This is a genomic window from Pseudooceanicola onchidii (assembly GCF_004959925.1).
Taxonomy (GTDB): Bacteria; Pseudomonadota; Alphaproteobacteria; order Rhodobacterales; family Rhodobacteraceae; genus Pseudooceanicola; species Pseudooceanicola onchidii.
The window spans coordinates 464,550-490,973 of record NZ_SPUW01000003.1 but is presented as its reverse complement, the minus strand read 5'-3'; the positions used below and the strand labels follow the sequence as shown (position 1 = coordinate 490,973).

Annotated in this window: 24 protein-coding genes and 1 tRNA gene; 10 read left to right on the top strand and 15 right to left on the bottom strand. The window is 66.3% G+C overall.

Features of this window, described 5'->3' with window-relative positions:
* Positions 1-3: 3 nt before the first annotated feature.
* The 7 genes from E4S58_RS15350 to E4S58_RS15320 form a co-directional block, all read right to left on the bottom strand.
* Positions 4-1,206 (bottom strand): acyl-CoA dehydrogenase family protein, encoded by a 1,203-nt coding sequence (locus E4S58_RS15350; protein WP_136637324.1) that lies wholly within the window; start codon positions 1,204-1,206, stop codon positions 4-6.
* Between the two features lie 9 nt (positions 1,207-1,215).
* Positions 1,216-2,886: an AMP-binding protein gene (locus E4S58_RS15345; protein ID WP_169052689.1), complete on the bottom strand. Its 1,671-nt coding sequence runs from the start codon at positions 2,884-2,886 to the stop codon at positions 1,216-1,218.
* A 339-nt stretch (positions 2,887-3,225) separates the two neighbouring features.
* A complete protein-coding gene (locus tag E4S58_RS15340) occupies positions 3,226-5,529 on the bottom strand; it encodes a xanthine dehydrogenase family protein molybdopterin-binding subunit (RefSeq protein WP_169052688.1) in 2,304 nt (767 codons plus the stop codon).
* 210 nt (positions 5,530-5,739) lie between these two features.
* Positions 5,740-7,056 (bottom strand): TRAP transporter large permease, encoded by a 1,317-nt coding sequence (locus E4S58_RS15335; protein WP_136637321.1) that lies wholly within the window; start codon positions 7,054-7,056, stop codon positions 5,740-5,742.
* Complete coding sequence (locus E4S58_RS15330) at positions 7,053-7,613, bottom strand: TRAP transporter small permease subunit (protein ID WP_136637320.1); 561 nt, start codon at positions 7,611-7,613, stop codon at positions 7,053-7,055. The genes E4S58_RS15335 and E4S58_RS15330 overlap by 4 nt, the downstream gene beginning before the upstream one ends.
* Positions 7,614-7,744: 131 nt before the next feature.
* A complete protein-coding gene (gene dctP, locus E4S58_RS15325) occupies positions 7,745-8,785 on the bottom strand; it encodes a TRAP transporter substrate-binding protein DctP (protein ID WP_136637319.1) in 1,041 nt (346 codons plus the stop codon).
* Between the two features lie 276 nt (positions 8,786-9,061).
* Positions 9,062-9,712: a hypothetical protein gene (locus E4S58_RS15320; protein ID WP_136637318.1), complete on the bottom strand. Its 651-nt coding sequence runs from the start codon at positions 9,710-9,712 to the stop codon at positions 9,062-9,064.
* 151 nt (positions 9,713-9,863) lie between these two features.
* Between E4S58_RS15320 and E4S58_RS15315 the strand changes: the two genes are divergently transcribed.
* Genes E4S58_RS15315 through E4S58_RS15300 form a run of 4 tightly spaced genes read left to right on the top strand, consistent with a single transcriptional unit; the run spans position 9,864 to position 14,689 of the window.
* Complete coding sequence (locus E4S58_RS15315) at positions 9,864-11,129, top strand: S1C family serine protease (RefSeq protein ID WP_136637317.1); 1,266 nt, start codon at positions 9,864-9,866, stop codon at positions 11,127-11,129.
* Between the two features lie 6 nt (positions 11,130-11,135).
* Positions 11,136-11,837, top strand: a complete 702-nt coding sequence (locus E4S58_RS15310; RefSeq protein ID WP_136637316.1) for a response regulator transcription factor — start codon at positions 11,136-11,138, stop codon at positions 11,835-11,837.
* The gene (locus E4S58_RS15305; RefSeq protein ID WP_169052687.1) at positions 11,821-13,182 is read left to right on the top strand and encodes a sensor histidine kinase; all 1,362 of its coding nucleotides are present in this window, start codon (positions 11,821-11,823) and stop codon (positions 13,180-13,182) included. The genes E4S58_RS15310 and E4S58_RS15305 overlap by 17 nt, the downstream gene beginning before the upstream one ends.
* Positions 13,183-13,225: 43 nt before the next feature.
* Entirely contained in the window at positions 13,226-14,689 is a 1,464-nt protein-coding gene (locus tag E4S58_RS15300) for a patatin-like phospholipase family protein (protein WP_136637314.1), read from the top strand.
* Positions 14,690-14,742: 53 nt separating this feature from the next.
* On the opposite strand, the gene E4S58_RS15295 is transcribed toward E4S58_RS15300, so the two are convergent.
* From E4S58_RS15295 to E4S58_RS15285, 3 genes are read right to left on the bottom strand one after another with little or no spacing between them, the layout of a single operon-like run.
* Positions 14,743-15,630: an MBL fold metallo-hydrolase gene (locus E4S58_RS15295; RefSeq protein WP_136637313.1), complete on the bottom strand. Its 888-nt coding sequence runs from the start codon at positions 15,628-15,630 to the stop codon at positions 14,743-14,745.
* Complete coding sequence (locus E4S58_RS15290; protein WP_136637312.1) at positions 15,627-16,772, bottom strand: NADH:flavin oxidoreductase/NADH oxidase; 1,146 nt, start codon at positions 16,770-16,772, stop codon at positions 15,627-15,629. Before E4S58_RS15290 ends, E4S58_RS15295 begins: the two co-directional genes overlap by 4 nt.
* A gap of 9 nt (positions 16,773-16,781) precedes the next feature.
* Positions 16,782-17,924 (bottom strand): zinc-binding dehydrogenase, encoded by a 1,143-nt coding sequence (locus E4S58_RS15285; RefSeq protein ID WP_136637311.1) that lies wholly within the window; start codon positions 17,922-17,924, stop codon positions 16,782-16,784.
* A 220-nt stretch (positions 17,925-18,144) separates the two neighbouring features.
* On the opposite strand from E4S58_RS15285, the gene E4S58_RS17945 reads away from it, so the two are divergent.
* Positions 18,145-18,309: a hypothetical protein gene (locus tag E4S58_RS17945; RefSeq protein ID WP_169052686.1), complete on the top strand. Its 165-nt coding sequence runs from the start codon at positions 18,145-18,147 to the stop codon at positions 18,307-18,309.
* Between the two features lie 55 nt (positions 18,310-18,364).
* On the opposite strand, the gene E4S58_RS15280 is transcribed toward E4S58_RS17945, so the two are convergent.
* Positions 18,365-18,440, bottom strand: a tRNA-Thr gene (locus tag E4S58_RS15280).
* A gap of 41 nt (positions 18,441-18,481) precedes the next feature.
* Positions 18,482-20,167, bottom strand: a complete 1,686-nt coding sequence (locus tag E4S58_RS15275; RefSeq protein ID WP_136637310.1) for an ABC transporter permease — start codon at positions 20,165-20,167, stop codon at positions 18,482-18,484.
* Positions 20,168-20,256: 89 nt separating this feature from the next.
* Here E4S58_RS15275 and E4S58_RS15270 point away from each other — a divergent pair, with 89 nt between their 5' ends.
* Positions 20,257-21,138 carry a hypothetical protein gene (locus E4S58_RS15270; protein WP_136637309.1) on the top strand — a complete coding sequence of 294 codons (882 nt, stop codon included), beginning with the start codon at positions 20,257-20,259 and terminating at the stop codon, positions 21,136-21,138.
* A gap of 92 nt (positions 21,139-21,230) precedes the next feature.
* Here the strand turns inward: E4S58_RS15270 and E4S58_RS15265 are convergent, their stop codons facing one another.
* On the bottom strand, positions 21,231-21,509 hold the full coding sequence (locus E4S58_RS15265) for a DUF2312 domain-containing protein (RefSeq protein WP_205965397.1): 279 nt from the start codon (positions 21,507-21,509) through the stop codon (positions 21,231-21,233).
* Positions 21,510-21,642: 133 nt separating this feature from the next.
* Between E4S58_RS15265 and E4S58_RS15260 the strand changes: the two genes are divergently transcribed.
* Positions 21,643-21,858, top strand: a complete 216-nt coding sequence (locus E4S58_RS15260) for a hypothetical protein (protein WP_136637308.1) — start codon at positions 21,643-21,645, stop codon at positions 21,856-21,858.
* A 3-nt stretch (positions 21,859-21,861) separates the two neighbouring features.
* On the opposite strand, the gene E4S58_RS15255 is transcribed toward E4S58_RS15260, so the two are convergent.
* Both E4S58_RS15255 and E4S58_RS15250 read right to left on the bottom strand, forming a co-directional pair.
* Complete coding sequence (locus tag E4S58_RS15255; RefSeq protein WP_136637307.1) at positions 21,862-23,892, bottom strand: enoyl-CoA hydratase-related protein; 2,031 nt, start codon at positions 23,890-23,892, stop codon at positions 21,862-21,864.
* 174 nt (positions 23,893-24,066) lie between these two features.
* Complete coding sequence (locus E4S58_RS15250; RefSeq protein WP_136637306.1) at positions 24,067-24,282, bottom strand: hypothetical protein; 216 nt, start codon at positions 24,280-24,282, stop codon at positions 24,067-24,069.
* A gap of 344 nt (positions 24,283-24,626) precedes the next feature.
* Here E4S58_RS15250 and E4S58_RS15245 point away from each other — a divergent pair, with 344 nt between their 5' ends.
* From E4S58_RS15245 to E4S58_RS15235, 3 genes are all read left to right on the top strand, one after another.
* Positions 24,627-25,490, top strand: a complete 864-nt coding sequence (locus tag E4S58_RS15245) for an MBL fold metallo-hydrolase (protein WP_136637305.1) — start codon at positions 24,627-24,629, stop codon at positions 25,488-25,490.
* Between the two features lie 72 nt (positions 25,491-25,562).
* Positions 25,563-25,988: a YeeE/YedE family protein gene (locus tag E4S58_RS15240; protein ID WP_136637304.1), complete on the top strand. Its 426-nt coding sequence runs from the start codon at positions 25,563-25,565 to the stop codon at positions 25,986-25,988.
* Positions 25,988-26,422, top strand: coding sequence for a DUF6691 family protein (locus E4S58_RS15235; protein ID WP_136637303.1), 435 nt, complete (start codon positions 25,988-25,990; stop codon positions 26,420-26,422). Before E4S58_RS15240 ends, E4S58_RS15235 begins: the two co-directional genes overlap by 1 nt.
* Positions 26,423-26,424: the final 2 nt, after the last annotated feature.

The following is a 26,424-nucleotide window of genomic DNA, read 5'->3' as shown; positions in this document are numbered from 1 at the left end:
TCCTCACAGCCCCAGAATTGCCTTCGAGATGATGCCCTTCTGCACCTGGTCCGACCCGCCATAGATCGAGGATTTGCGGAAGTTGAAGTAGTTCGGCGCCGCCCGTTCGACCCAGGGATCGCCGATCCGGGCATTGTCGCCCAGCTCTCCGTCCGTCCAGGGCATGGCCTGTTCGCCCGCGACCTCGACGAAAAGCTCGGTCATCCGCTGCACCATCTGCGCGCCCTTGATCTTGATGACGCTGGTCGCCGGATCGGGTTTCGACTGGTCCGCCCCCGCCTCCATCGACGACAGCACGCGCATGGTCGTCATCTCAAGCGCCTTGAGCTCGACCTGCGCCTCGACGAACTTGTCGCGGAACCGGGGATGATCCCACAGCGGCTTGCCACGCACGATCCGGGTCTTGGCGATCTCTTTCAGCTCTTCAAGCTTGGCCTGGCTCGCGCCGACACGCGGCGCGCCCAGACGTTCGTTGCCCAGCAGGAACTTGGCATAGGTCCAGCCCTTGTTGACCTCACCGATCAGGTTCTTCGCGGGCACCTTGACGTCGGTGAAGAAGACCGAGTTGATCTCGTGCGCGCCGTCCATGGTCTGAATCGGATGCACCTCGACGCCCGGGGATGTCATGTCGACCAGCAGGAAGGAAATCCCCTCCTGCTTCTTGCCCTCGGTCGAGGTCCGCACCAACAGGAAGATCCAGTCGGCGTGCTGGGCATAGGTCGTCCAGGTCTTCTGCCCGTTGACGATCCACTGCTGGCCCGCCTCGTCCCATTCCGCCTTGCACTTGAGCGAGGCAAGGTCGGACCCGGCGCCGGGTTCAGAGAACCCCTGACAGAACCAGTAGTCCAACGACGCGATCTTGGGCAGAAATTCCTTCTTCATCTCGTCGCTGGCGAACTGGATCAGCACCGGGCCGATCATGCCGACGTTGAACCCCTGCGGGTCCGGCGCCCCGGCCTTCTGGTTTTCCTGCTGGAAGATGTACATCTGCGTGACCGACCAGCCCGGCCCGCCCCATTCGGCAGGCCAGCGCGGCGTGGCCCAGCCCTTGGCATGCAGGGTCTTGTGCCACTGCACCGTCATCTCTTTCGTCGGCGGGTTGCCGCGTTTCAGGTAATCGCGCGTCTCGTCCGGCAGGTTCGCGTCGATGAAGTCGCGGACCTCCTTGCGAAACGCCTCTTCCTCGGGGGTGAATGTCAGCTCCATGGGTGCTCCTCAGGCCGTCTCTTCGGCCGCGCGGGCCAGTTCCTGTTCCTTCAGCATCTTGCGGGATGCCTTGCCGACCGCCGTACGCGGCAGTTCGCTGCGGAACTCAAGATGTCGGGGGATCTCGTGTCGCCCCAGCTTGTCCTCAAGGAAAGCCTGCAGGTCCTCAAGCGTGAAGGCCCCGGCGCCTGGGTTCAGCATGACGAAGGCCTTGGCGCTTTCGCCGCGATAGGCATCCGGCACGCCGATCACCATCGCTTCCAGCACGTCGGGATGCTGGTGGATCGCGTTCTCGATCGTCAGCGGATAGACGTTGAAGCCGCCCGATAGGATCATGTCCTTCTTGCGGTCCACGATGTAGAACCAGCCGTCTTCGTCCATGTAGCCGATGTCGCCGGTCAGGAAGTATCCGTCACGGGTGTAGCACGCCGCGTTTTCCTCATCGGACCGGTTCCAGTAGCCCGCCGTGACGTTCGGCCCCTTGATGACCATCTCGCCCGACTGGCCCGGCGCCAGGTCCTTTTCACAATCGTCCACGTCGACGATCTTCATGTCGACGCCCGGCACCGGGATGCCGATGGTCCCCAGCTTGTTGTCGGGCATACCGCGCGGAACGGTCGTTCCGGCGGGCGAGGTTTCGGTCATGCCCCAGCCGCCGCGCAGCTTGAGCCCGGTCAGTTGCTTGACCCGGGTGTAGACCTCCATCGGCAGCGGTGCGCCGCCCGAGGCGACGTAATCCAGCGACGACAGATCGCGCTTGTCGATGTCCGGCAGGGCGAGGATCGCGATCCAGGTGGTCGGCACCCCGCCAAGCGATACGATGCCCTTCTTTTCGATCTCGTCGATGGCGCTGGCGGCGTCGAACCGCAACCGCAGGCACAGCGTCCCCCCTTCGGAGGCGCGTTTGATCATGCCCGAGCTGAGCCCCATGATGTGGAACAGCGGCGAATAGCCAAGCGCGGGCTTGCCGGGCTGCTGCGAGGCCTCGCCCTTGCCCATTTCCGAATACATCTGCGATGCAGTCGCAAGGTTCGAATGTGTCAACTGCGCGGCCTTGGGAACCCCGGTTGTGCCGCCAGTATATTGCAAAAGTGCAAGGTCTTCCGGCGTGGTCGGGGCTGCATCCATCGGCGCGGCGCTATGGCCGCCCAGCAGATCCTCGACCGCATGGGCGCCTTCGATCACCGGGCAATCGCGCCCCTGCGCCGACACTGGGTCCGGGCAGAGGTAGAGCGTGGGACAGGTGCCATTGGCCAGAAGCCGCGGGAACCGGCCCGAGAATTCCGGCGTGGTCAGGGATATCACCAGCTTCGCACCGCTGTCGGTCAGCTTGTGCGCCAGTTCCTGTTCCGCATCCAGCGGCGACAGGTGCGTCACCGCGGCCCCGGCCCAGAGCGCGCCGAAAAAGAAGATCGGATGCCAGGGACAGTTCGGCAGGTGCAGCGCGATCCGGTCACCCTTTTCGATGCCGGCGGCCTTCAGCGCCCGCGCGACCTGGCTGACCAGCCCGTGCATCTGCGCGAAGGTGAATTCCTGGCCGTAGTATTCGATCATGACCGTGTCGGGCCAGGTCGCGAAACTGTGCGCCATCCGGTCGTTCACCGTCTGCGGCACCGGGGTAAAGCGCGGATCGACCCCCTCTGCGTACCAATTGAACCACGGGCGTTCCGGCCTCATCATGTCGTCCTCCCTTCGACGCACGCACCGCCCGGGCTTAACGGCAGACGTCATCGGGACCGGCAGATCGCCAGTCCCAATGACCCCGGCCCCGCCGTCCATCAAGACGGAGACCCCGTGACGCTTGCGATGTCCTCCCTGCGCGAAATTCCGCCTTGCAGAATTGAGTTTCACGCTCTTATCGCAGGCTAGTCCAAGCCCGCGCGGGCCGTCAATGGCCATTGACCGGGAGGTTAGCAAAACTGGCGAAGGGGGTTATTTGACGGGGTGTGACGACCGGACGAACCGATCGTTCCGCTACGGAAATCACGTAGCGGAACGGTCGGTCAACGCCAGCACCGCTCAGGCCCTTGCAGCGTCGATCGCGGCCCAGACCCGGCCGGGCGTGGCGGGCATGTGGAAGTCGGTGACACCGACCTGCGCCAGCGCATCCAGCACCGCGCTCATCCCCGCCGCCAGGCCGCCGACCGACCCGGCCTCGCCCACGCCCTTGACCCCAAGCGGGTTCATGCCCGTCGGCACCTGGTAGAAGCCGCAGTCGTAATTGGGCAGGTCGCTGGCACGCGGCATCGCGTAATCCATGAAGGACCCGGTCAGCAGCTGGCCGTCATCGGCACCATAAGCGATCTCCTCCATGAAGATCTGCCCAAGCGCCTGCGCCACGCCACCCTGGATCTGGCCTTCGGCGATCTGGGGTTGCAGCACGCGGCCGATGTCTTCGACGGCCGCGTAGCCAAGGATCTCGAACCGGCCGGTCTCCGGGTCCAGTTCGACCTCGCAGACGTGGCAGCCATTGGGGAAGGTCGGCGCCTCGGGCGAGAATTCGCCGTTCGCGGCCAGGGGGATGCCCTTTTCGCCCGCAACCTTGGCCACCTGTTGCAGCGTGATCTCGCGGTCGGTCCCGGCAATGCGGAACACGCCGCCCTCGTATTCGATGTCGGCCACGTCGGCCTCAAGCTCTTCGCCGGCCAGCCCCCTGGCATCCGCCAGGATCGTATCGACCGCGCCCTTCAGCGCCGAGCCGCATTTGATCATCGCGCCCGAACCGCCCATGCCGCCGCCCTTGGCGATCACATCCGTGTCGCCCTGGGCATAGCTGATTTGGTCCGGCGCGATTTCGAACCCTTCGGCGGCCAGGTCGATCAACGCGGTCTCGACCCCTTGGCCTGCGGAAAACGCCCCCGCCGCGATCGAGATCGAGCCGTCGCCGTGCAGTTCCACATTGGTCCAGTCGGCGCCGCGCCGTCCCCACATGCCGCCCGCCGTCTCGATACACAGCGCGAGGCCAAGCCCCCGCACCCGCCCACGGGCGGCGCTGTCGGCCTTGCGCGCCGCGTACCCGTCCAGATGGGCGCGGGCGATCCCGGCGTCCATGACCTTTTCAAACGCGCCGCTGTCGTAGCCGAAGTACCAGTTGGCGGGCCAGGGCATCTGGTCTTCGCCGATCAGGTTGCGCCGACGCAGGTCGATCCGGTCGATCCCAAGATCACGCGCGGCCTTGTCGATCAGCCCTTCGATGATGAAGGTCGCCTCGGGTCGCCCGGCCCCCCGATAGGGCGCGACGGGCACGGTGTTGGTCAGATAGGCCTCAAGCCGGCCGGCGATCACCGGGGTGGTGTAAACGCCCGCCACACCGCCGAAATTCAGCACCGGCGGCAGGGTCCGCCCCGAAGCATAGGCGCCCGCGTCCAACCGTTGCAGCACCGTCAGCGCGGTAAAGCGCCCCTCGGCGTCCAGCCCCAGTTCGGCCTCGAACTCCATCGCGCGGCCCCCTTCGTCCGACAGCAGCGCCTCGCCCCGGTCGGCGCGCCAGCGCACCGGACGATCCAGTTGCATCGCGGCCCAGAAGACCAGCATCTCTTCCCGCAGGGGGCCAGATTTCATCCCGAAGGCCCCGCCCACGTCGCCGCCGACGACACGGATCTGTGCAGGTTCCATCGCAAAGGCCTCGGCCAGGGCGCCGCGCATCGCGGGCGGGTTCTGGTGGCTGGCATATAGCCCGTGCCGTCCACCGGGTTCGGGACGGGCCAGCGCCACGCGCGGCTCCATCGTGGCGGCGGCGACGCGGGTGATCGGGGCGGACAGGCGGATGCGATGCGCGGAGGCGGCGAGCGCAGCCTCGGCCTCGGCCCAGTCGCCGCGTTCCCATTCCGCCGCGACATTGCCGGGCCGGTCGTCATGCACCGCCCGCGCGCCCTCGGCCCGGGCGTCGGCGATGCTGACCACCGCCGCCTGTTCATCGAGGTCGGGCATCACCGCCTCGGCCGCATCCATCGCCTGTTCGCGCGTCTCGGCCACCACCATGGCGATCGGTTCGCCGATGAACCGGACCGCGCCTTCCGCCAGCAGCGGGCGGGGCGTTTCAGTCCACTTGCGCCCGTCCGGCCCTTCAAGCGCCATGGCCGCCTGCACCGGGCCGATGCCAGCCGCCGCCAGATCCGCCGCCGTGTAGATCGCCACCACACCCGACATGTCCCGCGCGTCGTCGCAGTCGATGTCGCCGATCGTGGCGGCGGCATAGGGCGAGCGCACGAAGACGGACCAGAGCGCGCCGTCCACCTGAAGGTCGTCGGTGTAGCGTCCCTGCCCGGTGGTGAGGCGATGGTCTTCGACCCGTCCGATACGGGGGGCTGTCTGCTGGCTCATGGGGGACTCCTTGCTCGCGCGGCGCAGCGTGAGGTTAGTCATATCGGCGGGGCCGTCAAACCCGCGCGCCCTGCACAGATCGCCACTGCGCCTGTGCATCGGGGCAAGATGCCGAAACCTTCGGCAGGAGGCCGGGCGCGCGACAAGGCAGGACGCCCGGCATCGGCCCGAAGGCAAACCGCCGCCCCGGGTCGGGGGCGGCGGTCAGGGTCATCTGGCGAAGAAGACCTCGGGTAGATAGAGCGCGATGCCCGGGAAGAGGATGATCAGAAGCACCCCCACCAGCGTCACGATCACGTAAGGTATGACCGAGGCATAGATGTCGCCCATGGTCACCCCCGCAGGCGCCACCCCCTTGAGATAGAAGAGGTTGAAGCCGAAGGGCGGGGTCATGTAGCCGACCTCCATCATGATGATGAAAAGGATGCCGAACCAGATCGGATCGAAGCCGTAGGCCTCGACCACCGGCAGGAAGACCGGCAGCGTGATCAGCATGATGCCGACCGGGTCCAGCACCATCCCGAACAGGAACAGCACGAACAGCATGAAGACCAGCGCGCCCCATTTGCCGCCGGGGATATAGGTCATCAGGTCCGAAATCAGCGACTGTGCCCCAAGCGCCGTGTAGGCGGTCGAGAACGCATGTGCCGCAAACAGGATCCACATCACCAGCGCCGTCAGCTTGAGCGTCGCAATGGCGGCCTCGTGGATGACCTTCCAGCTCAGCTGCCGGTTCACGGCCGTCGCGAAAAGCGCGCCGAAGACGCCCACGGCGGCCGCTTCGGTCGGGGTGGCAAAGCCGCCGAAGATCGCGCCCAGAACGATGACCACGATCAGGATCGGCAGGATCACCGCCTTGAGCGACCGCAGCTTCGGCCCCCAGCCCGCGCGTTCTTCCTTCGGCAGCGCCGGGCCCATTTCCGGCTGCAGCCAGCAGCGCACGCCGATGTAGATCGACACGAGGATGAACAGCGTCAGCCCCGGCCCGATGCCGGCGGCGAAGAGACGCCCGACCGACACCTCGGTCAGCAGCGAATAGAGCACCATCAGGATCGACGGCGGGATCAGGATGCCCCAGCCCCCGCCGGCGTTGATGGCCCCCAAGGCAAGTTTTTTATCGTAACCCCGCTCCAGCATCTTGGGCAGGGCGATGGTGCCCATGGTGACGACCGCCGCGCCGGAAATCCCGGACATGGCCGCGAAGATCACGCAGATCAGCACGGTGCCGATGGCCAGACCGCCACGAAGGCCGCCCCACCAGACGTGCATCATGTCATACAAGTCATTGGCGACCCCTGATTTTTCCAAAAGGATCGCCATGAAGACAAAGAGCGGGATGGCCATCAACGTGGGGTTCGCCATGGCATCCCACATCTTGGACCCGATCAGGTAGAAGCCGATCGTCCCCATTTCGTACCACAGGAACGCGGCCGAGATGCCGCCCAGCACGAAGACCAGCGGCGTGCCCAGCAGCACGAAGAAAAGAAGCGCGCCGAAAAAGATCAGCGTCAGAAGTTCAACGCTCATACTTCGGCCTCCTCGCCATGAGGTGTTTCGTCAGGCGCCTGCACGCCAAAGATGTCTTCGGGCACCGGCAGTCCCATCAGGATGCGGATATCCCCCCAAAGCCGCACGCAGCCCTGCAACAGCAGCAGCCCCGCCGCCACCGGGATGAAGGATTTGGTCGGCCAGAGGTACGGTTTCCACAGCGAATTCGACCGTTCCATGTCCTGGATGGATTCCATCGCCAGCTTGAAGCCTTCCCAGAACAGGATGCCGACGAAGAAGACGAACATCGGCCAGGTCACCAGGTCGATCAGCGCCTTACGCTTCTGGCTGAACCCGCCATAGAAGATGTCGACGTTCACATGCCCGCGTTCGGCCAGAAGATAGCCACCGCCCATGATCGCGTAGACGCCGAAGATCAGGACCGCCAGTTCGGACGTCCAGATCGCCGGGGCCCCGACAAGGTAGCGCATGACCACATCGGCCAGCAGAAAGACGAACAGGATCAGAACGGCGAGCGAAACCCACCTTCCGATCCAGCGATTTAAGCGCGTGATCGCGCGCGCGACCTCAAACATGCCGGACGCCCCCGAAAAACAGACCCGTCACGGTGCCGTCGCGAAACCCGTCGCGTCGGGGTGATGACCGTGGCCTGACAGTTGATTGTGAGTGTGACGCGACCCGTGCCCCGGGTCGCGCCGATGTTGGATCAGACGTAGCCCAGGTCGGACATCAGGCCGGTATAGGCCGCATGGGCCCGCGCGGCGATCTCGCCCTTCGCCTTTTCCTCTTCCAGGATGTTGGTCGAGGCGGATGCGAACATGTCCAGGACTTCCTGCGGGAACTGCATCACTTCGACGCCGTTCTCGTTCACGCCCGCGGTCAGCGCGATGGCTTCCTTGTGCATGTATTCCGCAGAGCGGCGGAAGAAACGGATTTCCATCAGGTCGAGGATCGCGGTCTTCAGATCGTCATCGAGACCCTGAAGCTGGTCTTCGTTGACGATGAAGGCGTCGATGGTGAAGCCGAGCGCGGGCTTGTAGTGGTATTTGCAAACTTCCCACAGGGACATCGACTTGGCCCCGATGGCCGCGCCCCAGTGTGCGCCGTCGACGACGCCCGAGGACAGCGACTGGTAGAGTTCCGAGCCGGGGATGTACTGCGGCGCGGCACCGGCCGCGGCCAGGTAGTCCAGCAGCGTGCCCGAGGACCGCAGCTTGATGCCCGCGAAGTCTTCTGCGGTCTCGATCTTTTTCGAGGTCACAAGCTCGGTCGGGTAGGCCTTTTCGGACATCATCCGCACGCCGTCGGGGATCAGCTCTTCGTTGACCATGTCCTCGATGCCAAGGTTCTTGGCCGCGTGCTGCGGTTCCCAGTTCTCGCGGAAGGTGCCGGGAATGCCCATCAGGAAGCTCGCCGCCTGCGCCTTGTCGAGGATGTAGGACGGAGAGATGGTCCCCATGGGGACAACGCCCTTGCGGATCAGGTTGTAGATGTCGGGGCCCTTGGCGAATTCGCCGGCGCCGAACAGTTCAAGCTTGAACGCGCCTTCGGTGCGCGCCTCAAGCTCGGTCGCCAGAACGCCGAGGCTGTCGTCGAACGACCCGGAGGCCTTGGGCCAGTGCGACTGCACCCGCCAGGTCACCTTGCCCTGCGCGATACCCTTGCCGACCAGCGCCGGTGCGGCCAGCGCCGCGACCCCTGCCCCACGCAGCAGCGCGCGGCGGTTCACATTGTTCGATTTCGTCATGTTGTCCTCCCAGAACATTGAACGTGCGAGAGGAAGGGCCAAACGGCCCCCGGTTCCTCCCGTTGGTCGCAAGCGTGCTCCTGTCCACCACTTGCCCTGGCCCAAGCAGACCACGGTTCCCCGGGGGCGTCAACACGCTCAAAGCGGTCATGACGCCAAATTGTTCAATGAATGAGAGGACTTGCGCCTCGGCCAAATTCCGCTTGGCAGAATTGGAGGGACCCCGGAACTGCGGAATTTGGCAAAAGGTGACGCAGGGGCACCCTGACCCGCCGTCTAGTTCGTGATCAGCGAATAGGAAGTCGCCGCACCGCTTTTGTTGGTCACGACCACCGTGAACCCTTCCGAGGCCGAGGGCCGCCAGCCGCAATAGGCAATGGCCGAAATGTCGGTGTCCGAACAGACCAGCCGCCCCTTGGCGTCCTTGACGAAGACGTTCAGATCGGCCGAGCTCTGGGCACCTTCGACGTAGACATCCGCATATTGGCCGCCCGTATAGGTCATCGGCGGATAGGTGTCCGTGCCACCGCCCCGGATGGTCGTGATCGAATAGACCTGACCAGACGTCACCCCCTTGGTGCCGGCGAACTTGACGTCCTGGGCCAGCTTTTCGATCACCGGGTCGTTCGGCGCAACCTGCAGGGCAAAGGCGATCATGTCCTGCCAGGACATCAGCCGGTCATAGCCCGCATCCTCGGGCGCGGCGCCGTCCTTCTGGGGTTCGATATCCACCCGCCGCGCCAGCACGGACTTGCGCAGCCGCGCCGCCGCGATGGCCAGCATCGGATCCTGCTGATCCACCGCCGCCTCGAACAGACGCGCCGACAGTTCGGCGTTGCGCACCGGGTTGTCGGCCCGTGCCCCGGCGGGCAGGCCCATGATCAGCGCAAGACCAAGCGCGGAAAGGGTGGATTTATGACGGCACATACGGTTTCCTCCGGGTCAGCTTTGGCGATATTGCGGGGGAGAAGACGGATTTCAAAGCAAAAAGCCGCGCGTCGCGACCCGATGACGATCTTTGTCACATGAACGGCGGCGCCCGATCCGCTAAGCCTTCCGAAAAACGACGGACAGCCGCATGACCCCATTCCGCCCCTGGATCGCCGCGGCGCTTGCCAGCCTGCTGACCGTGCTGGTGGCGCTTTGGGCGATGCCCGCCGACGCCCCGACCGATCGCGCCATCGACCGCACGCTTGAGGCAACGCTGGTCGTCCATAGCGCCGACGGTGCCCGGTTCCTCGGCTCGGCGCTGCTGTGGGGCGAGGGGCGGGTGGCATTGACCAACCACCACCTTTTGACGGGCGAGACGCAGGTGCAGCTGACCACGCGCGACGATCACCGCGTTCTCGCCCGCGTCACCGCCGTGGACCCGGCCCGCGATCTGGCGCAACTGGAGCTGGACGAGCACCTGGGTCCCGGCCTGCAGGCGGTCGATCCGCCCGCCATCGGATCCCCGGTGCTGGCCGTCGGTGCCCCGCTCGAGGCCGGATGGACCGTGACACGCGGCATCGTCTCGGCCACCCGCCAGGTGCTGCCTGCGGTGCCGGTCCGGTTCTTGCAGCACGACGCGGCCATCAATCCCGGCTCATCTGGCGGCCCGCTGGTGGATCCTCAGGGCGGGCTGATCGGCATGAACACCCGCATCGCCGACGGATCGCGGTTCTACGTCGGCCTCAGCTACGCCATCCCCGCCGATCTGCTGACCGATTTCGTCGCGGGCCGCCTGCGCCCCGTCCCGCAGCTTGGCCTGGCCCTGCGCGTCATCCACCCGGCGATCGGACGCGCGCTGTCGCAGCCGCCGAGACAGGGCCTGCTGGTCGACAGCGTCGAGGTCGGCGGCGCGGCTGCCGAGGCGGGGCTTACCGCCGGTGACCTTCTTTTGTCGGCGGCAGGCCAGACCCTGCACACCCCCGGCGACATGGCCATGGCACTGGCGCAACCCCCCGCGCCGCCGATCGACCTGACGATCCTGCGCGACGGCCAACGCCGCACGCTCGCCCTGTCCCTGCCCGCCGATGATCCATCCCCGCGTGCCGCCCGCGCTGTCCCGGCCCCCGGGCCCGTCCCGATCACGGATCTGGGCCTGACCCTCGCCCCCGATGGCACCGTTCAGACGATCAATGAGACCGGTCCGGCCTATGTCAGCGGGCTGAGCGCCGGGGATGTCATCCGGCGCATCGACGGCGCGGCCTTCCCCGGCCCCGATGCGCAGGTCACGCCGCCGACGCTGTTGCTTGTCACGCGCGGGCAGGACACCCTGCATGTGCTGATCGATCCCGCCAGTCGCCGCCTGCGTCCGCTTGGCGGCGCCAATGCGATCGACCCCGATGTCATCCCGTTCTGAGGCCCCATGACCAACCCCGAGACCCTGCCCAAGATCCTGATCGTCGAGGACGACGCCGTTGCCGCCGACGCCATCGCCCATGCCGTCACCGATATCGGCGCCCGACCCGTCACGCGCACCTCTTATGCCGACGGGCTGACCGAGGCCGAAAGCGGCGCATATGCCGTGATCGTCTTTGACCGGATGCTACCCGGCGGCGACGGGATCGACGCCATCGCCAAGCTGCGCGCCGCCGGATCGACGGCGCTGGTCATGGTCGTCTCGGCCCTTGGCCGCGCGGCGAACAAGATCGAGGGGTTGGAGAAGGGCGCCGACGACTACCTTGCCAAACCTTTCGACCCGGACGAGCTGCGCGCGCGTTTGCGGGCCCTGCTGCGGCGGCAGTCGATGCAGGTGCTCGACAACGATCTGATCGCCTTTGGCGCGTTGCAAATCCGGATGAAGGCCCGCACCGTCCACGCCGGACAGACCCACATCGCCGTCAGCCCGAAAGAATTCGAGCTGATCACCTTTTTCGCCCGCAACGCAGGCGAGGTCGTGACGCGCATGCAGCTGCTGGAGACTGTCTGGAACCTGCATTTCGACCCCGGCACAAATGTCGTCGATGTCCATGTCGGCCGGCTGCGGCGCAAGCTGGAACAGGCGCTTGGCCAGCCCGCGATCCACACGGCGCGCGGCGAAGGATACATCTTTGACCCGGCCCGTTAGACGCCCCCGTCTGGCCCGCGCCAGCCTGCGCATGACACTCGCGGTGGCGGCGGGGATCATCCTGCTGTCGCTTGGCGCCATGGCGCTGCAATACCGGGTGACGGCGGCTTCGCTGGCCACGCGGCAGGCGGAACTGCTGGCCGCCGATCTGGCGAGCTTCGAGGCGATCTATGAACAGCGCCGCATCCCCGCCCTGCGCGAGGCCATCGAATTTCGCGCCGCCGCCACGCCCGAGGGCACCGCGCTCTACCTGCTACAGGATCGCGCGGGCACCGTTCTGGCCGGGAACACCACGCGCTGGCCACCAGGGATCACCGCGACCGACGACGGCTTCGCCCCCGATCCGCAGCAGACATACACGGTCGACGGGGTCAGCTATCGTGGGGTTGCGCGCACCCTGCCCGGCGGCTTCCCCTTCCTCGCCGCGCGGGCCGAAACCCCGGCGCTGGCGACCTTGGCGGACCTGCGCGCGCTGATCTGGCAGGTGACGCTTGGCCTGATCGTGCTGTCGTTGGCGGCAGGCTGGCTGGTCAGCCGCGCGACGCTTGGCCGGATCACCCGGGTCAATGCGCTGGCCGACCGGGTGGCGGCGGGCGATCTGTCGGCCCGCCTGCCGGGGCCGCGCAGCGACGACGAATTCGGCGCGTTGGAGGCCCACGTCCACCAGATGCTCGACCGGATCGAAACGCTCGACCGCGCCCGCACCCGCCTGTCGGACATGATCGCGCATGAGTTGCGCACGCCGCTGAACCGCGTCCGGCAGCGGCTTGGCGCGCTGGACGGTGACGCGGAGGCCGTGGCCCAGATCGACGCCGACATGGCCTCGACCCTGCGGATCTTCGACAGCCTGCTCGACATCTCCTCGGCCGAGGCCGCGCGTGGCCAGCGCCCCGGGCTTGTCCCCGTCGACCTGTCGACCCTGACCGACGAGGTGGCCGAGCTTTACGCGCCGCTGGCCGAGGACAGCGGTATGACGCTGGACACGCAGATCACGCCCGGCGCGATGATCCTGGGTGACCGCAACCTTGCGGCGCAGGCGCTGACCAACCTGATCGGCAACGCGATCAAATACTGCGCCCCCGGCGATGCGATCACCGTGGCGCTGACCGAGACCCCCGACCGCTGGCGGCTGAGCGTTGCCGACACCGGCCCCGGCGTGCCCGAGGGGTTCGATCCCTTCGACCTGTTCAGCCGGGCGGACCGCGACGCCGACAAGGACGGTCACGGGCTGGGCCTTGCCTTGGTCCGCGCCATCGCCCTGCGCCATGGGGCCAAGATCGACCTTCCAAGCACGCAAAAAGGTTTCAGAATCGAAATCCTCTGGCCTAAGCTGCCCCGGGCCTGACAGGGACCACCTGATAGGGGCCACCTGACCGGGGGGACAGGACGTGCGGACACATTTGAAAATGCTGGCGCTGCTGGCAGCCCTGCCCGGCTGCGCCGCGCTGAACCCGCCTTTGAACGAGGTGCTGGACAGCGGGACCAATGCGCCGCTGGTCGATATGGATCGCGTGGCGGACCAAAGCGGCGAAACCTGGGTCGGCCTGGCATTTTCCGGCGGCGGCATGCGCGCCTCGGCCTTTGCGCACGGCATGTTGGAGGAGATCCGAGCCGCCACCGCCTCCGCCGGCGATCCGAACGGGTTGCTCGATGACGTGCGGTTGGTCACCGGCGTGTCGGGCGGATCGGTCACGGCGGCCTATTTCGGCCTGCACGGACCTGCGGGCGTCAGCCGGTACCGCGACATCTACCTGACCCGGAACGCCGAGACATACATGGCGAACAGCCCGATCAACCCGGTCACCATCGCCAAGGGCCTTTCGGGCGGTGCAAACGGGCGCAAGACCTTCGGCCGGTTCCTGGACGAGACGCTGTTTCACGGCGCGACCTTCGGCGACCTGCGCAAGCGATCAAGGATCAAGACCTGGATCAACGCCAGCGACGTGGCGAACCAGACGACCTTTCTGTTCTCGCCCGAGACGTTCGATGCCTTATGTTCGGATTTGGCAAGCTTCCCGATCTCGGATGCCGTTGCCGCATCGGCTGCCTTCCCTCTTGTCTTCTCTCCGATCGTGATCGAAGCGCACCAGAAAAAGTGTGATTATCAAGAACCTGAGTGGCTGACATCGGCCAGGTACAACCCCGAGGCCTCCTATGCCATGCGCGCACACGCGGCGGCGCTGGAAAGTTATGCACAGGCAAAGGATGTCAAGTATGTGAAACTGCTGGATGGCGGGATCACCGACAATTTCGGCACCACGGGCCTGGCTGTCGAACGCGCGCGGGCGCAGGTTCCCTTCGCGCCACTGACCGAAACCGAGGCCGTCCGGATGAAGCGCCTTCTGTTCCTCGTCGCTGATGCGGGGGTCCAGCGCGACAATTCCTGGACCGAAAAACTGCGCGGACCGGGCGGCGTGAACCTGGCCATGTCGATCGCGTCGTCGGCCATGTCGGCGGCCTCGCGCACCGGGTTCGACGCGATGCGGCTGCAGCTGGACAAATGGCAACGCGACCTGGTCGATTACCGCTGTTCGCTCAGCCGGGCGCAGGTGGCCCGGATGCGCGGGACGGCGGCCGGTTGGGATTGCAAGGATCTGAAGTTCTTCATCGGGCTGATCAGCTTTCGCGACGTTCCGACGGGCATGAAGCGCAGGCTGGACGACATCCCGACCCGGCTGAAGCTGAAGACCGAAGAGGTCGACCTGGCGATCGAGGCTGGCCGGATTGCCACCCGGGGCAACGCCGAATTCAACGGCTTCCTGGTGGCAAGCGAAATCGGGGATACCGACGCCCCGCGCGGTCGCCGCACCCCGCCCGTCGGAGCCCGCCGGATCGTGCCGGTCAAGAACTAGGTGCATCGACAGACCGGGTTCGGCCAGTGGGGGTCCGCTAGATCGGGGGCCAGCTAAACCGGTGCCAGCCGGAACGCCCGCCCGCCTTCGCTGACCCGGCCGATGGACCAGTCGGGGATGTGACCCGCACACAGCAAGGCGCCGGTGCCCGCGCAATGCTCCATCAGGCTGCGACGCGACCGCGCGGCCATCGCCGGATCCCAATCCGCCCGCATCACCAGATCGGGCATGTCGAACTGCACCGCATTGTGGATCGCATCGCCCGCGATCACCGCCTCGGCCCCTTGCGCCCTGGCGTGAACGCAGACGTGGCCGGGCGAATGGCCGGGAGACGGCGACAGGAAGACCTCCTCTCCGATCTCGGTCAGCACGGCGTGGGTATCGCTGACGAAATCGGCCTGCCCGGCCTCGACCACGGGCAGCACCGAATCCTCGATATGCGCGAACCGGGTGCCGCCTTGCCCCAGCAGCGCGTGGAAATGGTCGAACTCGGCCCGGTTCATCACGTAGCGCGCGTTCGGAAAGGTCGGCACCCATGCGCCGTTCACCAGCCGCGTGTTCCAGCCGACATGGTCGGTGTGCAGATGGGTGCAGAGCACGACATGGATGTCTTCGGGCCGCAGCCCCAGATCGGCCAGCGCGGTCAGGAAGGCGTGGGACCGCATGTCGTGCTGCCAGGGCGCATGAGGGCGCGGCTTGTGATTGCCGTTGCAGGTGTCGACGAGGATGTTCTGCCCCCGCGCCCGGATCAGCACGGATTGAAACGCCATCCCGACCGCCAGCGTGTCGGGATGCAGGTGGCGCGGACCCAGCCAGTCGGCATTGCGTGCCGCGTCGTCCTGCGTCAGGTCGTTGAACAGGAACGCCTTCGGCATCAGCCGATATTTGACCTCGGGCACCAGATCGACGCGGATCGCCCCGATGTCGACCCCTGTGGTCACACCAATGGCTCCTCGTCCATGGATCCCAGCCCGCGCTTCCACTTGGACAGCCACCAGGCATATTGGGGCGGCCAGACATCCCAGTCGGCGACGCCGAGCTTTTCGGCCGCATGATGCGCCCAGTAGGGATTGAACAGCGCCTGCCGCCCGATGGCGATCAGGTCGGTCTGCCCGTCCTGCAACAGCTGCTCGGCCAGTTCCGGTGTACGGATCAGACCGACGGCCTGGGTCATGATGCCGACCTCTTCGCGCAGCAGCTTGGCGAAATGCGCCTGGTAGGCCGGCCCGCGTGCGAGGTTCGAATTCGTCGCGCCATGCAGCATGTTCCCGCCCGAGGAACAGTCGACCAGGTCGACCCCGGCCTCTTTCAGCGCGCGCGCCAGGACGACGCTGTCCTCCGGCTCCCAGCCGCCGTCGATCCAGTCGGTGGCCGAGATCCGGCACAGCAGCGGCACGTCATCGGGCAGCGCCGCCCGGACCGCGCGTGCGACCTCGAGCGGATAGCGCATCCGGTTTTCCAGTGACCCGCCGTAGTCGTCGGTGCGCTGGTTCGCCAAGGGCGTCAGGAAGCTTTGCAACAGGTAGCCATGGGCCATGTGGATCTCGACCATGTCGAAACCCGCATCCAGCGCCCGGCCGACGCCCGTGACGAAGGCATCGCGCACCTCGTCCATGTCGGCGCGGGTCATTTCCTTCGGCATCTCCCAACCGTCGGTGAAGGGCAAGGCCGAGGGCGCCAGCGGCTGCCAGCGTTCGTCGCCTGCGTCGATGTTGTCTTGGCGAAGCGGCCCGTTGCCCTGCCACGCCCGTTGGGTCGAGGCCTTGCGCCCACCATGCGCCAGCTGCAGGCAGGACTTGAACCCCATGTCGCGGATCTGCCGGGTGATGGGCCGCAAAGCATCCACGTGGCTGTCGTAATAGATGCCCATGCAGCCGTTGGTGATCCGCCCCGTCCGGGTCACGCCCGTCGCCTCGACAAAGACAAGCCCCGCGCCGCCGAAGGCGAACTTGCCATAATGCGTGCGGTGAAAGTCGGTCGCATGCCCGTCCTCGGCGCAATACATGTCCATCGGCGGGATCGCGACGCGGTTGGGGATGGTGACCCCGCGCAGGGTGAGCGGGGTGAAAAGCTTGACCGTCATCAGGTCTCCTCAGGTGCCATGTGGGGCGAGGATCTGGCGCAAGGCCTTGCCCTCGTTCAATTTGTCGAAACCGGCGTTCACCTCGTCAAAACCAAGATAGCCGTCGATCAGGCTATCCACCGGCAGCTGCCCGGCATGGAACATCCGCAGGAACCGCGGGATGTCACGCACCGGCACCGACGATCCCATGTAGGACCCGATCACCGCCTTTTCGTTGCTGACGAGGTCCGCGTGTTCAAAGCCGAACTGCGCCCCCGCCGGCGACAGCCCCGCCGTGACCAGCCGCCCGCCCCGACGCAACACCGCATAGGCGCCGTTCATCGCCGCGACCGCGCCCGCCAGTTCGACCGCGCAATCGACGCCGCCCCGGGTCAGATCGGCCACCTTGGTCGCCAGCTCGGGATCGCGGGCGTCGAAGACATGGGTCGCCCCCAGCTCAAGCGCCTTGGTGCGCTTGGTCTCTTCCAGATCGACCCCGATCACCACCTCGGCGCCCGAGGCCTTCGCCCCCATGATCCCGCACAGGCCCACGCCGCCCAACCCGAAGATCGCAACGGTTTCGCCCGGCTGGATCTTCGCGGTGTTCATCACCGCCCCCGTGCCGGTCATCACCGCGCAGCCGAAGACCGCCGCATCCACCATCGAGATCGGGTCATCCACCACCACGACCGACCCCCGGTTGACCACGGCATATTCGGCAAAGCACGAGATCCCGGTGTGGTGATACATCGGCGCGCCGTCTTCGTCGGTGATCCGCGTGCCGCCCGACAGCAGCCCGCCCTCGGCCCGGGCCTTGGCGGCGGCGCTGCAGATCTGCGGCCGCCCCGACTGGCACATCTCGCATCGCCCGCAGGACGGCGCGAATTGGAATACCACCTTGTCGCCGACCTTCACGTCGTCGATCCCGGCCCCGATCTCGACCACCTCGCCCGCGCCTTCGTGGCCCAGCAGCATCGGCACCATCCGTCCGCGCGATCCGTTGATCACCGACAGGTCCGAATGGCACAGCCCCCCGCCGCGCACCTTGACCACAAGATCCGTGGGCTTCGGCGATGCCAGCGTCACGGTTTCCAGCTTCAGCGGTCGGCTGTCCGCATAGGGCGCAGGCAGCCCCAGTTCGCGCAGAACAAGCCCCTTGCACGTTACTGTCATGATGTCCTCCCTCGACGCGGGCTCCTCCTCCCGCTTCTCCTGGGAAACCATAGGCAAAGACCGAAGGTGCTGGCAATGGTATACCATAGATGTCCGTTGGCGCCGATATGCGGGGCAGACATCTGCCGATCGCGCGGGGCCGCGACCTCACCTGCCTCTTGCGGCGACGCGGGAAATGCCGGCATGACAGGCGCAGATCAACCGACTTCGGGACAGACAGATGGATTACGGCAAATCGGGCGCCCCGCAAAAGGGCAAGAACAAACCCCGCCATTCGGAACACAACGCCAAGGGATCGCGCAAGAACCCCTTCGGCCAGCAGCAACCCAAGGCCGAGCTTCTGGCCCGCATGAAAGCGGCTGCCGAGAAGAACAAGAAGGACTGAGAGAAGACGGGCTATATGGGGGAGAGCACCGGATCTTGCCAAGGCCGGAAAGCCATGGTGCCCCCACACGGACTCGAACCGCGGACCTACTGATTACAAATCAGTTGCTCTACCAGCTGAGCTATAGGGGCATTCCATGGTGGCGCGTGTCTACGCGCAAGGCTTCGGGCGATCAAGCGGTTTCCGCGTTGTGATTGGCGCGGGCCAGGAAGGCGACCGCGACAAGGCCGACCAGCATGATCATCACCGCCCCCGGTGCCGCGCGGGACAGCTGTTCAAGGCTGGCCTGCTCGTGCACCCGGGTGGCCAGCGTGTCATAGTTGAACGGGCGCAGCAGCAGGGTCGCGGGCAGTTCCTTCACGCAGTCGACAAAGACCAGCAGCAGCGCCGAAGCCAGCGTGCCCCGGACCAGCGGAGCATAGATCGCGCGCAGCACCTGCCCCTTGGTACGCCCAAGCGACCGGGCCGCCAGCGGCAACGACGGAGAGACCCGGCCAAAGGCAGCATCCGCCGCGCCCTGCGCAATGGCGAAGAATCGCACCGAATAGGCCAGCACAAGCGCAAAGGCCGATCCCGTCAGGATCAGGCCGATGTCGGTGCCGGTCAGCGCCTCGATTCCGTCGGCCAGCGCATGATCGGCGCGGGCCAGCGGGATCAGGATGCCGACCCCCAGCACCGCGCCCGGCGCGGCGTAGCCGATGGTTGTCAGTGGCATCAGCCGTCGCGGCAGCGCCCGCCCCGACAGGCGCACGCCGTAGACAAGGAAAACCGCCGCCAGCACCGTCACGACCGCCGCGATCCCTCCGACCGCCAGCGTGTGCCACAGCGCCAGCAGAAGCGCGGGATCGGCCCAGAGCTCGGCCTGGCCCAGGGCGTGGTTCAGGATGACGCCCGCAGGCAACACGAAGCCCATCAGGATCGGCACCAGGCACAGCGCCGTCGCCACCCATCCGCCGACCCCGGTCAGGTCGCGCTTGGTGACGGGGCGGTGGCGGCTGGACAGCATGTAGAACCGTGACCGGCGGCGCGAGGCCTTTTCGATCAGCACCAGGGCGACCACCAGCGCCAGCACCACGCCGGCGATCTGCGCAGCACCCGAGGCCGAGTTCGCCTCGAGCCAGGTGGTGAAGATGCCGGTCGTCAGCGTCTGCACGGCGAAATAGTCCACCGTGCCGAAATCGTTGACCGATTCCATCATCACGATGGCCACGCCCGCGGCGATCGCCGGGCGCGCCAGCGGCAGGCCGACGCGCCAGAACCGGCGGAACGGGCCGACGCCCAGGGACATCGCGACCTCTTCGCCCCCGCCCGACTGTTCGCGCAGCGCCGCGCGGGTCAGCAGGTAGACGTAGGGATAAAGCGCGGCCGCCAGCACCAGGATCGCCGCGCCAAGCGACCGGATCTCGGGGAACCAGTAATCCCGGGCGGTCTGCCAGCCGAAGACACCGCGCAGGAAGGTCTGCACCGGCCCCGCGTATTCCAGGAAATCGACCAGCGCATAGGCCCCCACGTAGGCCGGCACCGCCAATGGCATCAGCAGCGCCCATTCGATCCAGCGCGCGCCGGGAAAGCGGTAGCGCGCGATCAGCCAGGCGGCACCCGTGCCGACCATCGCCGTCAGCAGCCCTACACCAAACATCAACTTGATCGTGGTAGAGAGATAGCGCGGCAGCGTCGTCGCCCACAACTGCCCCCACGTGCCCCCGCCGTTGCCCGCCACGACCGGCGCCAGCGCGATCCAGACCACCGCCAGCACGGGGCCCAGAACCACGGCGGCAATCACCACGGCGCCGACGGACCAGGCCGACGGCATCCGCACCCGATATCCGCGCCGCGAGGCTGAGGTGAGATCTGTCATGCCAAGCCTCCTGCCCGAAACATGTTTTACTGTCCAGACGATCCCCTATATTCCGATCCCGGAATGCTGACCGATCAAGGAGGCTGGCCATGAAAATCGTCCTGCACGCCGGGGCCCATTGCACGGACGAAGGGCGCATCGCCCGCACGTTGCTGCGCAACCGCCCCGATTTCCTGGCCGACCGCATCTCTGTCCCGCCGCAGTCGAACTATACGGTCTTGCTGCGCGAGGCGATCCATGCGCTGGACCGCAGCGCCCCTGCCGAGGACAGCCAGGAGGTCCTGCTGGACACCATCCTGCAGCAGGACGAGGCCGACAGGATCATCCTGACCAACGACAATTTCTTCGGCACGCCGCGCATGACCATGCAGCAGGGCCAGTTCTACCCCGAGGCCGAGGACCGGGTCGGCGCCCTGCGCCAGCTTCTGCCCGATTGCGAGATCGAGCTGTTCCTGGCCATCCGCGATCCGGGCACCTTCATTCCCGCGATCCATGCCACGGCCAACAAGGCCCCGTTCGAGGTGCTGCTGAACCAGACCGACCCCGGCACACTGCGCTGGTCGCACCTGATCACCCGCCTGCGCGCGGCCGAGCCCGAGGTGCCGATCACCGTCTGGAGCAACGAAGACAGCCCGCTGATCTTCGGGCACCTGATCCGCACCATGGCGGGCCTGCCCGAGAACGCGAAGCTGAAGGGGGCGTTCGATCTTCTGTCCGACATCATGTCGACCGAGGGGATGAAACGCTTCCGCGCCTATTTCGCCCAGAACCCCACCATGACCGAGGCGCAGAAACAGCGCGCCATGACCGCGTTCCTCAAGAAATACGCGATCGAGGACAAGGTCGAGGAGGATCTGGAGTTGCCCGACTGGCCGATCGAGGTCTTCGAATACCTGACCGACGCCTACGAGGAAGACGCGGAAGCCATCGCGAAGATCGACGGCGTGCGCCTGCTGACGCCCCTGGGCTAGGCTGCGCGGGCCGTCCTGACCCAGCTTCGCCCTGCCCCAAAAGAAAAGGCCGACCTTCCGGCCGGCCCCGTCACTGAGGTCGCTCAGGACGCTCAGGTCATCCCGAGCGCTTCCTTGTACATCTCAAGAACCGCCTCTTCCTCGGCGATGTCGTCCTTGTCGCGCTTGCGCAGCGCGATCACCTTGCGCATCACCTTGGTGTCGTAGCCGCGCGCCTTGGCTTCGGCCATGACCTCTTTCTGCTGTTCGGCGAGGTCCTTTTTCTCGGCATCCAGCCGTTCGATCCGTTCGATGAACTGGCGCAGCTCTCCGGCTGTCACTCGGTAGTTCGCCTCGGCACTGGATTCCATCACGTCGGGACTGTCGGTCATTGGCCTTGCTCCTGCTCTCACTGCATCGCCCTGGAAGGCCCTCTGACTAGCGCCCGGGCCGGGACTTGGCAAGCGGGCGGCGATGGCTTAGGCGGGGCGCGGCAAGCTTGGGGCATCGGAAAGGGACCACAGCATGGAAACGCTTATCTGGATCGGCGCGGCGATTTCGGTCGCGGGGCTGTGTGGGCTGGTCTACTGCATCCTGCGCGTGCTCAAGGCCAAGAAGACCGCAGCGGACGACGACGCCCTGCGCGCCGCCGTGGCCAAGGTGGTGCCGATAAACCTTGCGGCACTGTTCCTGTCGGTGATCGGCCTGATGATGGTGATCCTGGGGATCTTCCTGGGCTGAGGATCAGGCGGCGCGGACACCCGGGTCGCTCTGGTCGAGGTCCAGAAAATTCAGCCCGTTGGTGACGAAATCCCGCAGCATCGGGTGCGGCGTCCAAACCTGCGCGTCCAGGTTTTCGAACCGTCGGCACCGGTCCAGCACGTTGGCCAGCCCAGTCATGTCGGCCTCGGCCATCGGGCCGCCCTGCGCACGGGGATAGCCGAAGCCGTGCAGCATCAGCGCATCGATCAGCATCGGGCGGAACGCTGCCCCCTCGGCCAGAAGTCGACAGCCCGTGTTGGCCAGCGCCGCCGTCATGGCGCCGATCACCATGGCATCATCCGGCGGCGTGCCCCCGACTTCGACCATTTCGGTCGCGACGTAATCCAGCGTCAGGCTGGTCCGTCCCTCGGACATGGGCGCGATGCCTTCGGCCAGGATGCGGTGTGACAGCCCCATGCGCGACCGCCGCGACAGGGTGCGGGTCAGGTAGGCCGCGCTGCTGGCTTGCAGAAGCAACCCGTAGGGGCCGCGTGCGAACCCATGTGCCAGCATCACCTTTTCGATCCGGCTGGGCGCCACGCCGTGGCGCACCAGCGCATCGGCGGCCGACATGATCGTGTCGAACAGCGCGGGCGTCATCATCGATCGCCCCGCCACGCCGCGCAGGACCAGCCGGTTCAGCCTCCACAGCGCCGCCTGGGCGGTGGCCAGGGCCGGGCGCAGCGCGTCTTCTGGGGCCGACACCTCGGCCGCGCGGGCCGGGAAATTGCGATCGGCCATGGCCAGGCCGAAGACCCGGCCCAGCAAACGCGCGGGCGCCAGCGACGGCACGTCCGGCAGTTCGGTCTGGCACAGGATCACCGCGTCGGCCGCCACGTGATCGGCAATCCGTGTCAGGTCCTCGGTCAGCTTTTCGGCCGATGCGGTCTGGGTCAGGAAGATCACCTGCGCGGATGCCAGATCCGAGGGGGCACGCGCCGCGCTCAGCCGGTCTGCCGCGGCGCTGATGGCCGAGGCCCCGCGTGCCGCCAGCGCCGTCCGGGACCGCGCCAGAAGATCGTCACGCGCCTGCGCGGCACAGGCCGGATCGGGATCGTACATCACCACGTGCGCGCCACTGAAAAGCGCCGCGCCGCCGGTGCGGATCATGCCCGACGCCTGCCCCATGACCGCGATCCGCGAAATCTGCGGCCCCGGCACGGCAGTCAGCCGGTTCGACTGCTGTTCCGCATGCCGCGACCGGCGCAGGCCCTTCGACCGGGGCGACTGCAGAAGATCCTGGAAACACGCGCTTTCCATCGCCAGCCCGGCCTCGAACGGCAGCAATTGCGCAGCCTCGACCGCTTCGATGATGCGGGTGACCGTGTCGTCGCGCACATCGGCGAACCGGTCGCGCCACGATTTGACGTGACGCTGGAAGGTGATCGGATCGCCCAACCCGTCATGGCGGTCGCGGGTGCGGACCCATTGGCCCGTCTCGGCCAGCTCGGCGGCAAGGCGCAGCGCATCCTCCATCGCCGCCGACCCCTTGACCAGCCGGTCGATCAGCGGCGCGCAGATCGATGACGGGGCAAAATGCGGCTCGGCCTCAAGCAGCATCTCAAGCGCGCCACCTGCCCCGATCAGGCGCGGCAGCCGTTGCGTGGCCCCGCCCCCAGGCGACAGGCCCAGGCGAAAATCCGGCATCCCCAGTTTTGCCACCTCGGTCGTGACACGAGCATGGGCAGCCAGCGCGATCTCAAGCCCCGCTGCGGCGACGTGGCCGTCCATCAGGGCGACCACCGGTTTCGACGCCATTTCGATGCGTTGGCAGACCTCGCCCAGGCTGGGCAGCTCGATCCCCCGATCCACTTCGCCAAGCGGGATGCCCGAGGCGAAATGCCGACCCGCGCCACACAGCACCACGGCCTTGATCGTATCGTCGGCTTCAACCGCCTCGAACGCTTCAACCAGCATGCGGCGCACGGGCGCCGATACCGCGTTGACCGGCGGATTCACGATCCGGATGACGGCGATCCTGCTCGCACCGGTGACGACGACCTCAAAGGCCATGAAACGGATTCCCGATGTTCCTCTGCCTTGCCGGTCTGGCGCCAGCTTGGAGGCAACTCATACGCCCGGCGATTCTTCGTCGGGATGGACACAACATATGCCCATTCCATGCAGTATACCCCAACAAGATCCTGAATCCACGTCGACGTGAACCCAAGGGCGTTCGGAATTGTGTCAGACGGGCATGTTCTCGAACCGGGCTTCGACGGCTTCGTCGGTCAGTTCATCAAGCAGGCGACGCAGGGTCACGGGGCTGGCACGACCGGCGCGGGAATAGGCCGCCATGACCTTATGCACGCGGTCCAGATCCTTGTGCCGCTTTCCCGGAACCTGATTTGCAATGTCCGCTATCAGCCGACGGGTTTCAAAGTCGAGTTCTTCGGTCGTCATGATCGGTCTCCTCCCGATAGGTTCCCATGGGGTGGCATCCCTGCCATCCCGGCAACGGCCCGCTGCCCCCTTGCAGGCAAGCCGACGTCGTGTCGGAACCGCCACGCACCCGTCCTCCCGAAGGGCGTGCGACGTAACGTCACTTTAGCGAAGCGGAGGACAGAGTCCAAACGCGGATTGCGGTTATCCACCGTTTTTGCAGCTGCATGCCTAATCATTGGCAAACGGGCGGCGGCAGGCCGCCGATCGGGCCGCGCAAAGCCCCATCGCACGGCCCGTCACAACGGGGCTTGCAATACATTCGTAAATTGCTATATGTATACCGAAGCAAGCAGGAGAGTCCCATGTCACCCGAAGTCACAGCCTTCTTCGACGAAGCGACCAACACGATTTCCTATGTCGTCCGCGACCCCCAGGGCAGCGCCTGCGCCGTGGTCGACAGCGTGCTGGACTTCGACTACGCCTCGGGCCGCACCGACACCCGGTCTGCCGATGCGATCATCGCCTTCGTTCGGGAAAAAGGGTACGAGGTTCAGTGGCTTCTGGAAAGCCACGTCCACGCCGACCACCTGTCCGCCGCGCCCTATATCCAGGACAAGCTGGGCGGCCAGATCGGTATCGGCGACAATATCAAGATCGTGCAGGACACCTTCGGCAAGGTCTTCAACGAAGGCACCGAATTCCAGCGTGACGGGTCACAGTTCGACAAGCTGTTCGTCGAAGGCGACAGCGTGCACATCGGCCAGATGCGCGTCGATGTGCTGCATACGCCCGGCCACACGCCCGCCTGCCTGACCTATGTCGTGGGCGATGCCGCTTTTGTGGGCGATACGCTGTTCATGCCCGATTTCGGCACCGCGCGCTGCGACTTCCCCGGCGGCTCGTCCGAGATGCTGTTCTCGTCGATCCAGAAGATCCTGGCCCTGCCGGACGAGACCCGGATCTTCGTGGGCCACGACTACAAGGCCCCGGGTCGCGACGAATATGCCTGGGAAACCACCGTCGGCGAACAGAAGGCCCTGAACATCCACGTCGGCAGCGGCAAATCCGCCGAGGATTTCGTCAAGATGCGCGACGCGCGCGACGCGACGCTGGCAATGCCCAAGCTCATCATCCCGTCGCTGCAGGTCAACATGCGCGCGGGCCAGATGCCGCCGGCGGATGAAAAGGGCGACGTCTATCTCAAGGTGCCGGTCAACAAGCTTTGACCGCACCCGCCCTGCCCGGCGCGCGAACCGCCGGACGGGGTCAACCACCACCAGGACTTCAAGGAAACGCACATGCAACCTGACTGGATCATGGGCCTGATCGGCGGACTGCTGATCGGCCTGGGCGGCGCCGTCCTGCTTCTGGGCAACGGCCGCATCATGGGGGCTTCGGGCATCATCGGCGGGCTCGTCGACGGATCGGGCTTCGGCGACAAGTGGGACCGCGTGGTCTTCCTCGCCGGGGTTTTCCTGATGCCGTTGCTCGCGATGCCCTTCGTGGGCACGCCCGAAACAAACGCCACCGGAAACTGGGTCATCCTGATCGCCGCGGGGCTTCTTGTCGGCCTCGGCACGCGGATCGCCAATGGCTGCACATCCGGCCACGGGGTCTGCGGGATTTCCCGGTTCTCGTTCCGGGGCATCATCGCCACGGTCTTCTACATTCTCGCGGGCGGCCTTTCGATGGTCCTGTTCCGCCATATCCTGGGGGTGATCTGATGTCGCTTCTCATCTCTCTGATCTCGGGCGCGCTGTTTGGCACGGGCCTGTATCTGTCCGGCATGACCGACACCACCAAGGTGCAGGGCTGGCTGGACGTCTTCGGCAACTGGGACCCGACGCTGGCCTTCGTCATGGGTGGCGCGATCATTCCGATGACCATCGCCTGGCGGCTGACCCGCGTGGCGCGGCGGCCGGTGTCTGGCGGCCAGTTCCCCCCTGCCCCCATGCCCGAGATTGACCGTCGTCTGGTCATCGGGTCGGTGCTGTTCGGGATGGGCTGGGGCCTGGCCGGGCTGTGCCCCGGGCCGGCCATCGCCTCGCTGTCCTTCGGTGGCGTGTCTGGCATCGTCTTCGTCGCGGCCATGGCGGGCGGAATGCTGCTGGCGCCCGGCGTGAAGGCGCGACTGGACAGGGCTGTTCCCGCAGAATAAGG

Excerpts from the sequence above, each read along its gene's own strand:
- E4S58_RS15350 (WP_136637324.1), bottom strand. The coding sequence starts at position 1,206 with ATGGAGCTGACATTCACCCCCGAGGAAGAGGCGTTTCGCAAGGAGGTC.
- E4S58_RS15345 (WP_169052689.1), bottom strand. The coding sequence starts at position 2,886 with ATGATGAGGCCGGAACGCCCGTGGTTCAATTGGTACGCAGAGGGGGTC.
- E4S58_RS15340 (WP_169052688.1), bottom strand. The coding sequence starts at position 5,529 with ATGAGCCAGCAGACAGCCCCCCGTATCGGACGGGTCGAAGACCATCGC.
- E4S58_RS15335 (WP_136637321.1), bottom strand. The coding sequence starts at position 7,056 with ATGAGCGTTGAACTTCTGACGCTGATCTTTTTCGGCGCGCTTCTTTTC.
- E4S58_RS15330 (WP_136637320.1), bottom strand. The coding sequence starts at position 7,613 with ATGTTTGAGGTCGCGCGCGCGATCACGCGCTTAAATCGCTGGATCGGA.
- dctP (WP_136637319.1), bottom strand. The coding sequence starts at position 8,785 with ATGACGAAATCGAACAATGTGAACCGCCGCGCGCTGCTGCGTGGGGCA.
- E4S58_RS15320 (WP_136637318.1), bottom strand. The coding sequence starts at position 9,712 with ATGTGCCGTCATAAATCCACCCTTTCCGCGCTTGGTCTTGCGCTGATC.
- E4S58_RS15315 (WP_136637317.1), top strand. The coding sequence starts at position 9,864 with ATGACCCCATTCCGCCCCTGGATCGCCGCGGCGCTTGCCAGCCTGCTG.
- E4S58_RS15310 (WP_136637316.1), top strand. The coding sequence starts at position 11,136 with ATGACCAACCCCGAGACCCTGCCCAAGATCCTGATCGTCGAGGACGAC.
- E4S58_RS15290 (WP_136637312.1), bottom strand. The coding sequence starts at position 16,772 with ATGACGGTCAAGCTTTTCACCCCGCTCACCCTGCGCGGGGTCACCATC.
- E4S58_RS15285 (WP_136637311.1), bottom strand. The coding sequence starts at position 17,924 with ATGACAGTAACGTGCAAGGGGCTTGTTCTGCGCGAACTGGGGCTGCCT.
- E4S58_RS17945 (WP_169052686.1), top strand. The coding sequence starts at position 18,145 with ATGGATTACGGCAAATCGGGCGCCCCGCAAAAGGGCAAGAACAAACCC.
- E4S58_RS15275 (WP_136637310.1), bottom strand. The coding sequence starts at position 20,167 with ATGACAGATCTCACCTCAGCCTCGCGGCGCGGATATCGGGTGCGGATG.
- E4S58_RS15270 (WP_136637309.1), top strand. The coding sequence starts at position 20,257 with ATGAAAATCGTCCTGCACGCCGGGGCCCATTGCACGGACGAAGGGCGC.
- E4S58_RS15265 (WP_205965397.1), bottom strand. The coding sequence starts at position 21,509 with ATGACCGACAGTCCCGACGTGATGGAATCCAGTGCCGAGGCGAACTAC.
- E4S58_RS15260 (WP_136637308.1), top strand. The coding sequence starts at position 21,643 with ATGGAAACGCTTATCTGGATCGGCGCGGCGATTTCGGTCGCGGGGCTG.
- E4S58_RS15255 (WP_136637307.1), bottom strand. The coding sequence starts at position 23,892 with ATGGCCTTTGAGGTCGTCGTCACCGGTGCGAGCAGGATCGCCGTCATC.
- E4S58_RS15250 (WP_136637306.1), bottom strand. The coding sequence starts at position 24,282 with ATGACGACCGAAGAACTCGACTTTGAAACCCGTCGGCTGATAGCGGAC.
- E4S58_RS15245 (WP_136637305.1), top strand. The coding sequence starts at position 24,627 with ATGTCACCCGAAGTCACAGCCTTCTTCGACGAAGCGACCAACACGATT.
- E4S58_RS15240 (WP_136637304.1), top strand. The coding sequence starts at position 25,563 with ATGCAACCTGACTGGATCATGGGCCTGATCGGCGGACTGCTGATCGGC.
- E4S58_RS15235 (WP_136637303.1), top strand. The coding sequence starts at position 25,988 with ATGTCGCTTCTCATCTCTCTGATCTCGGGCGCGCTGTTTGGCACGGGC.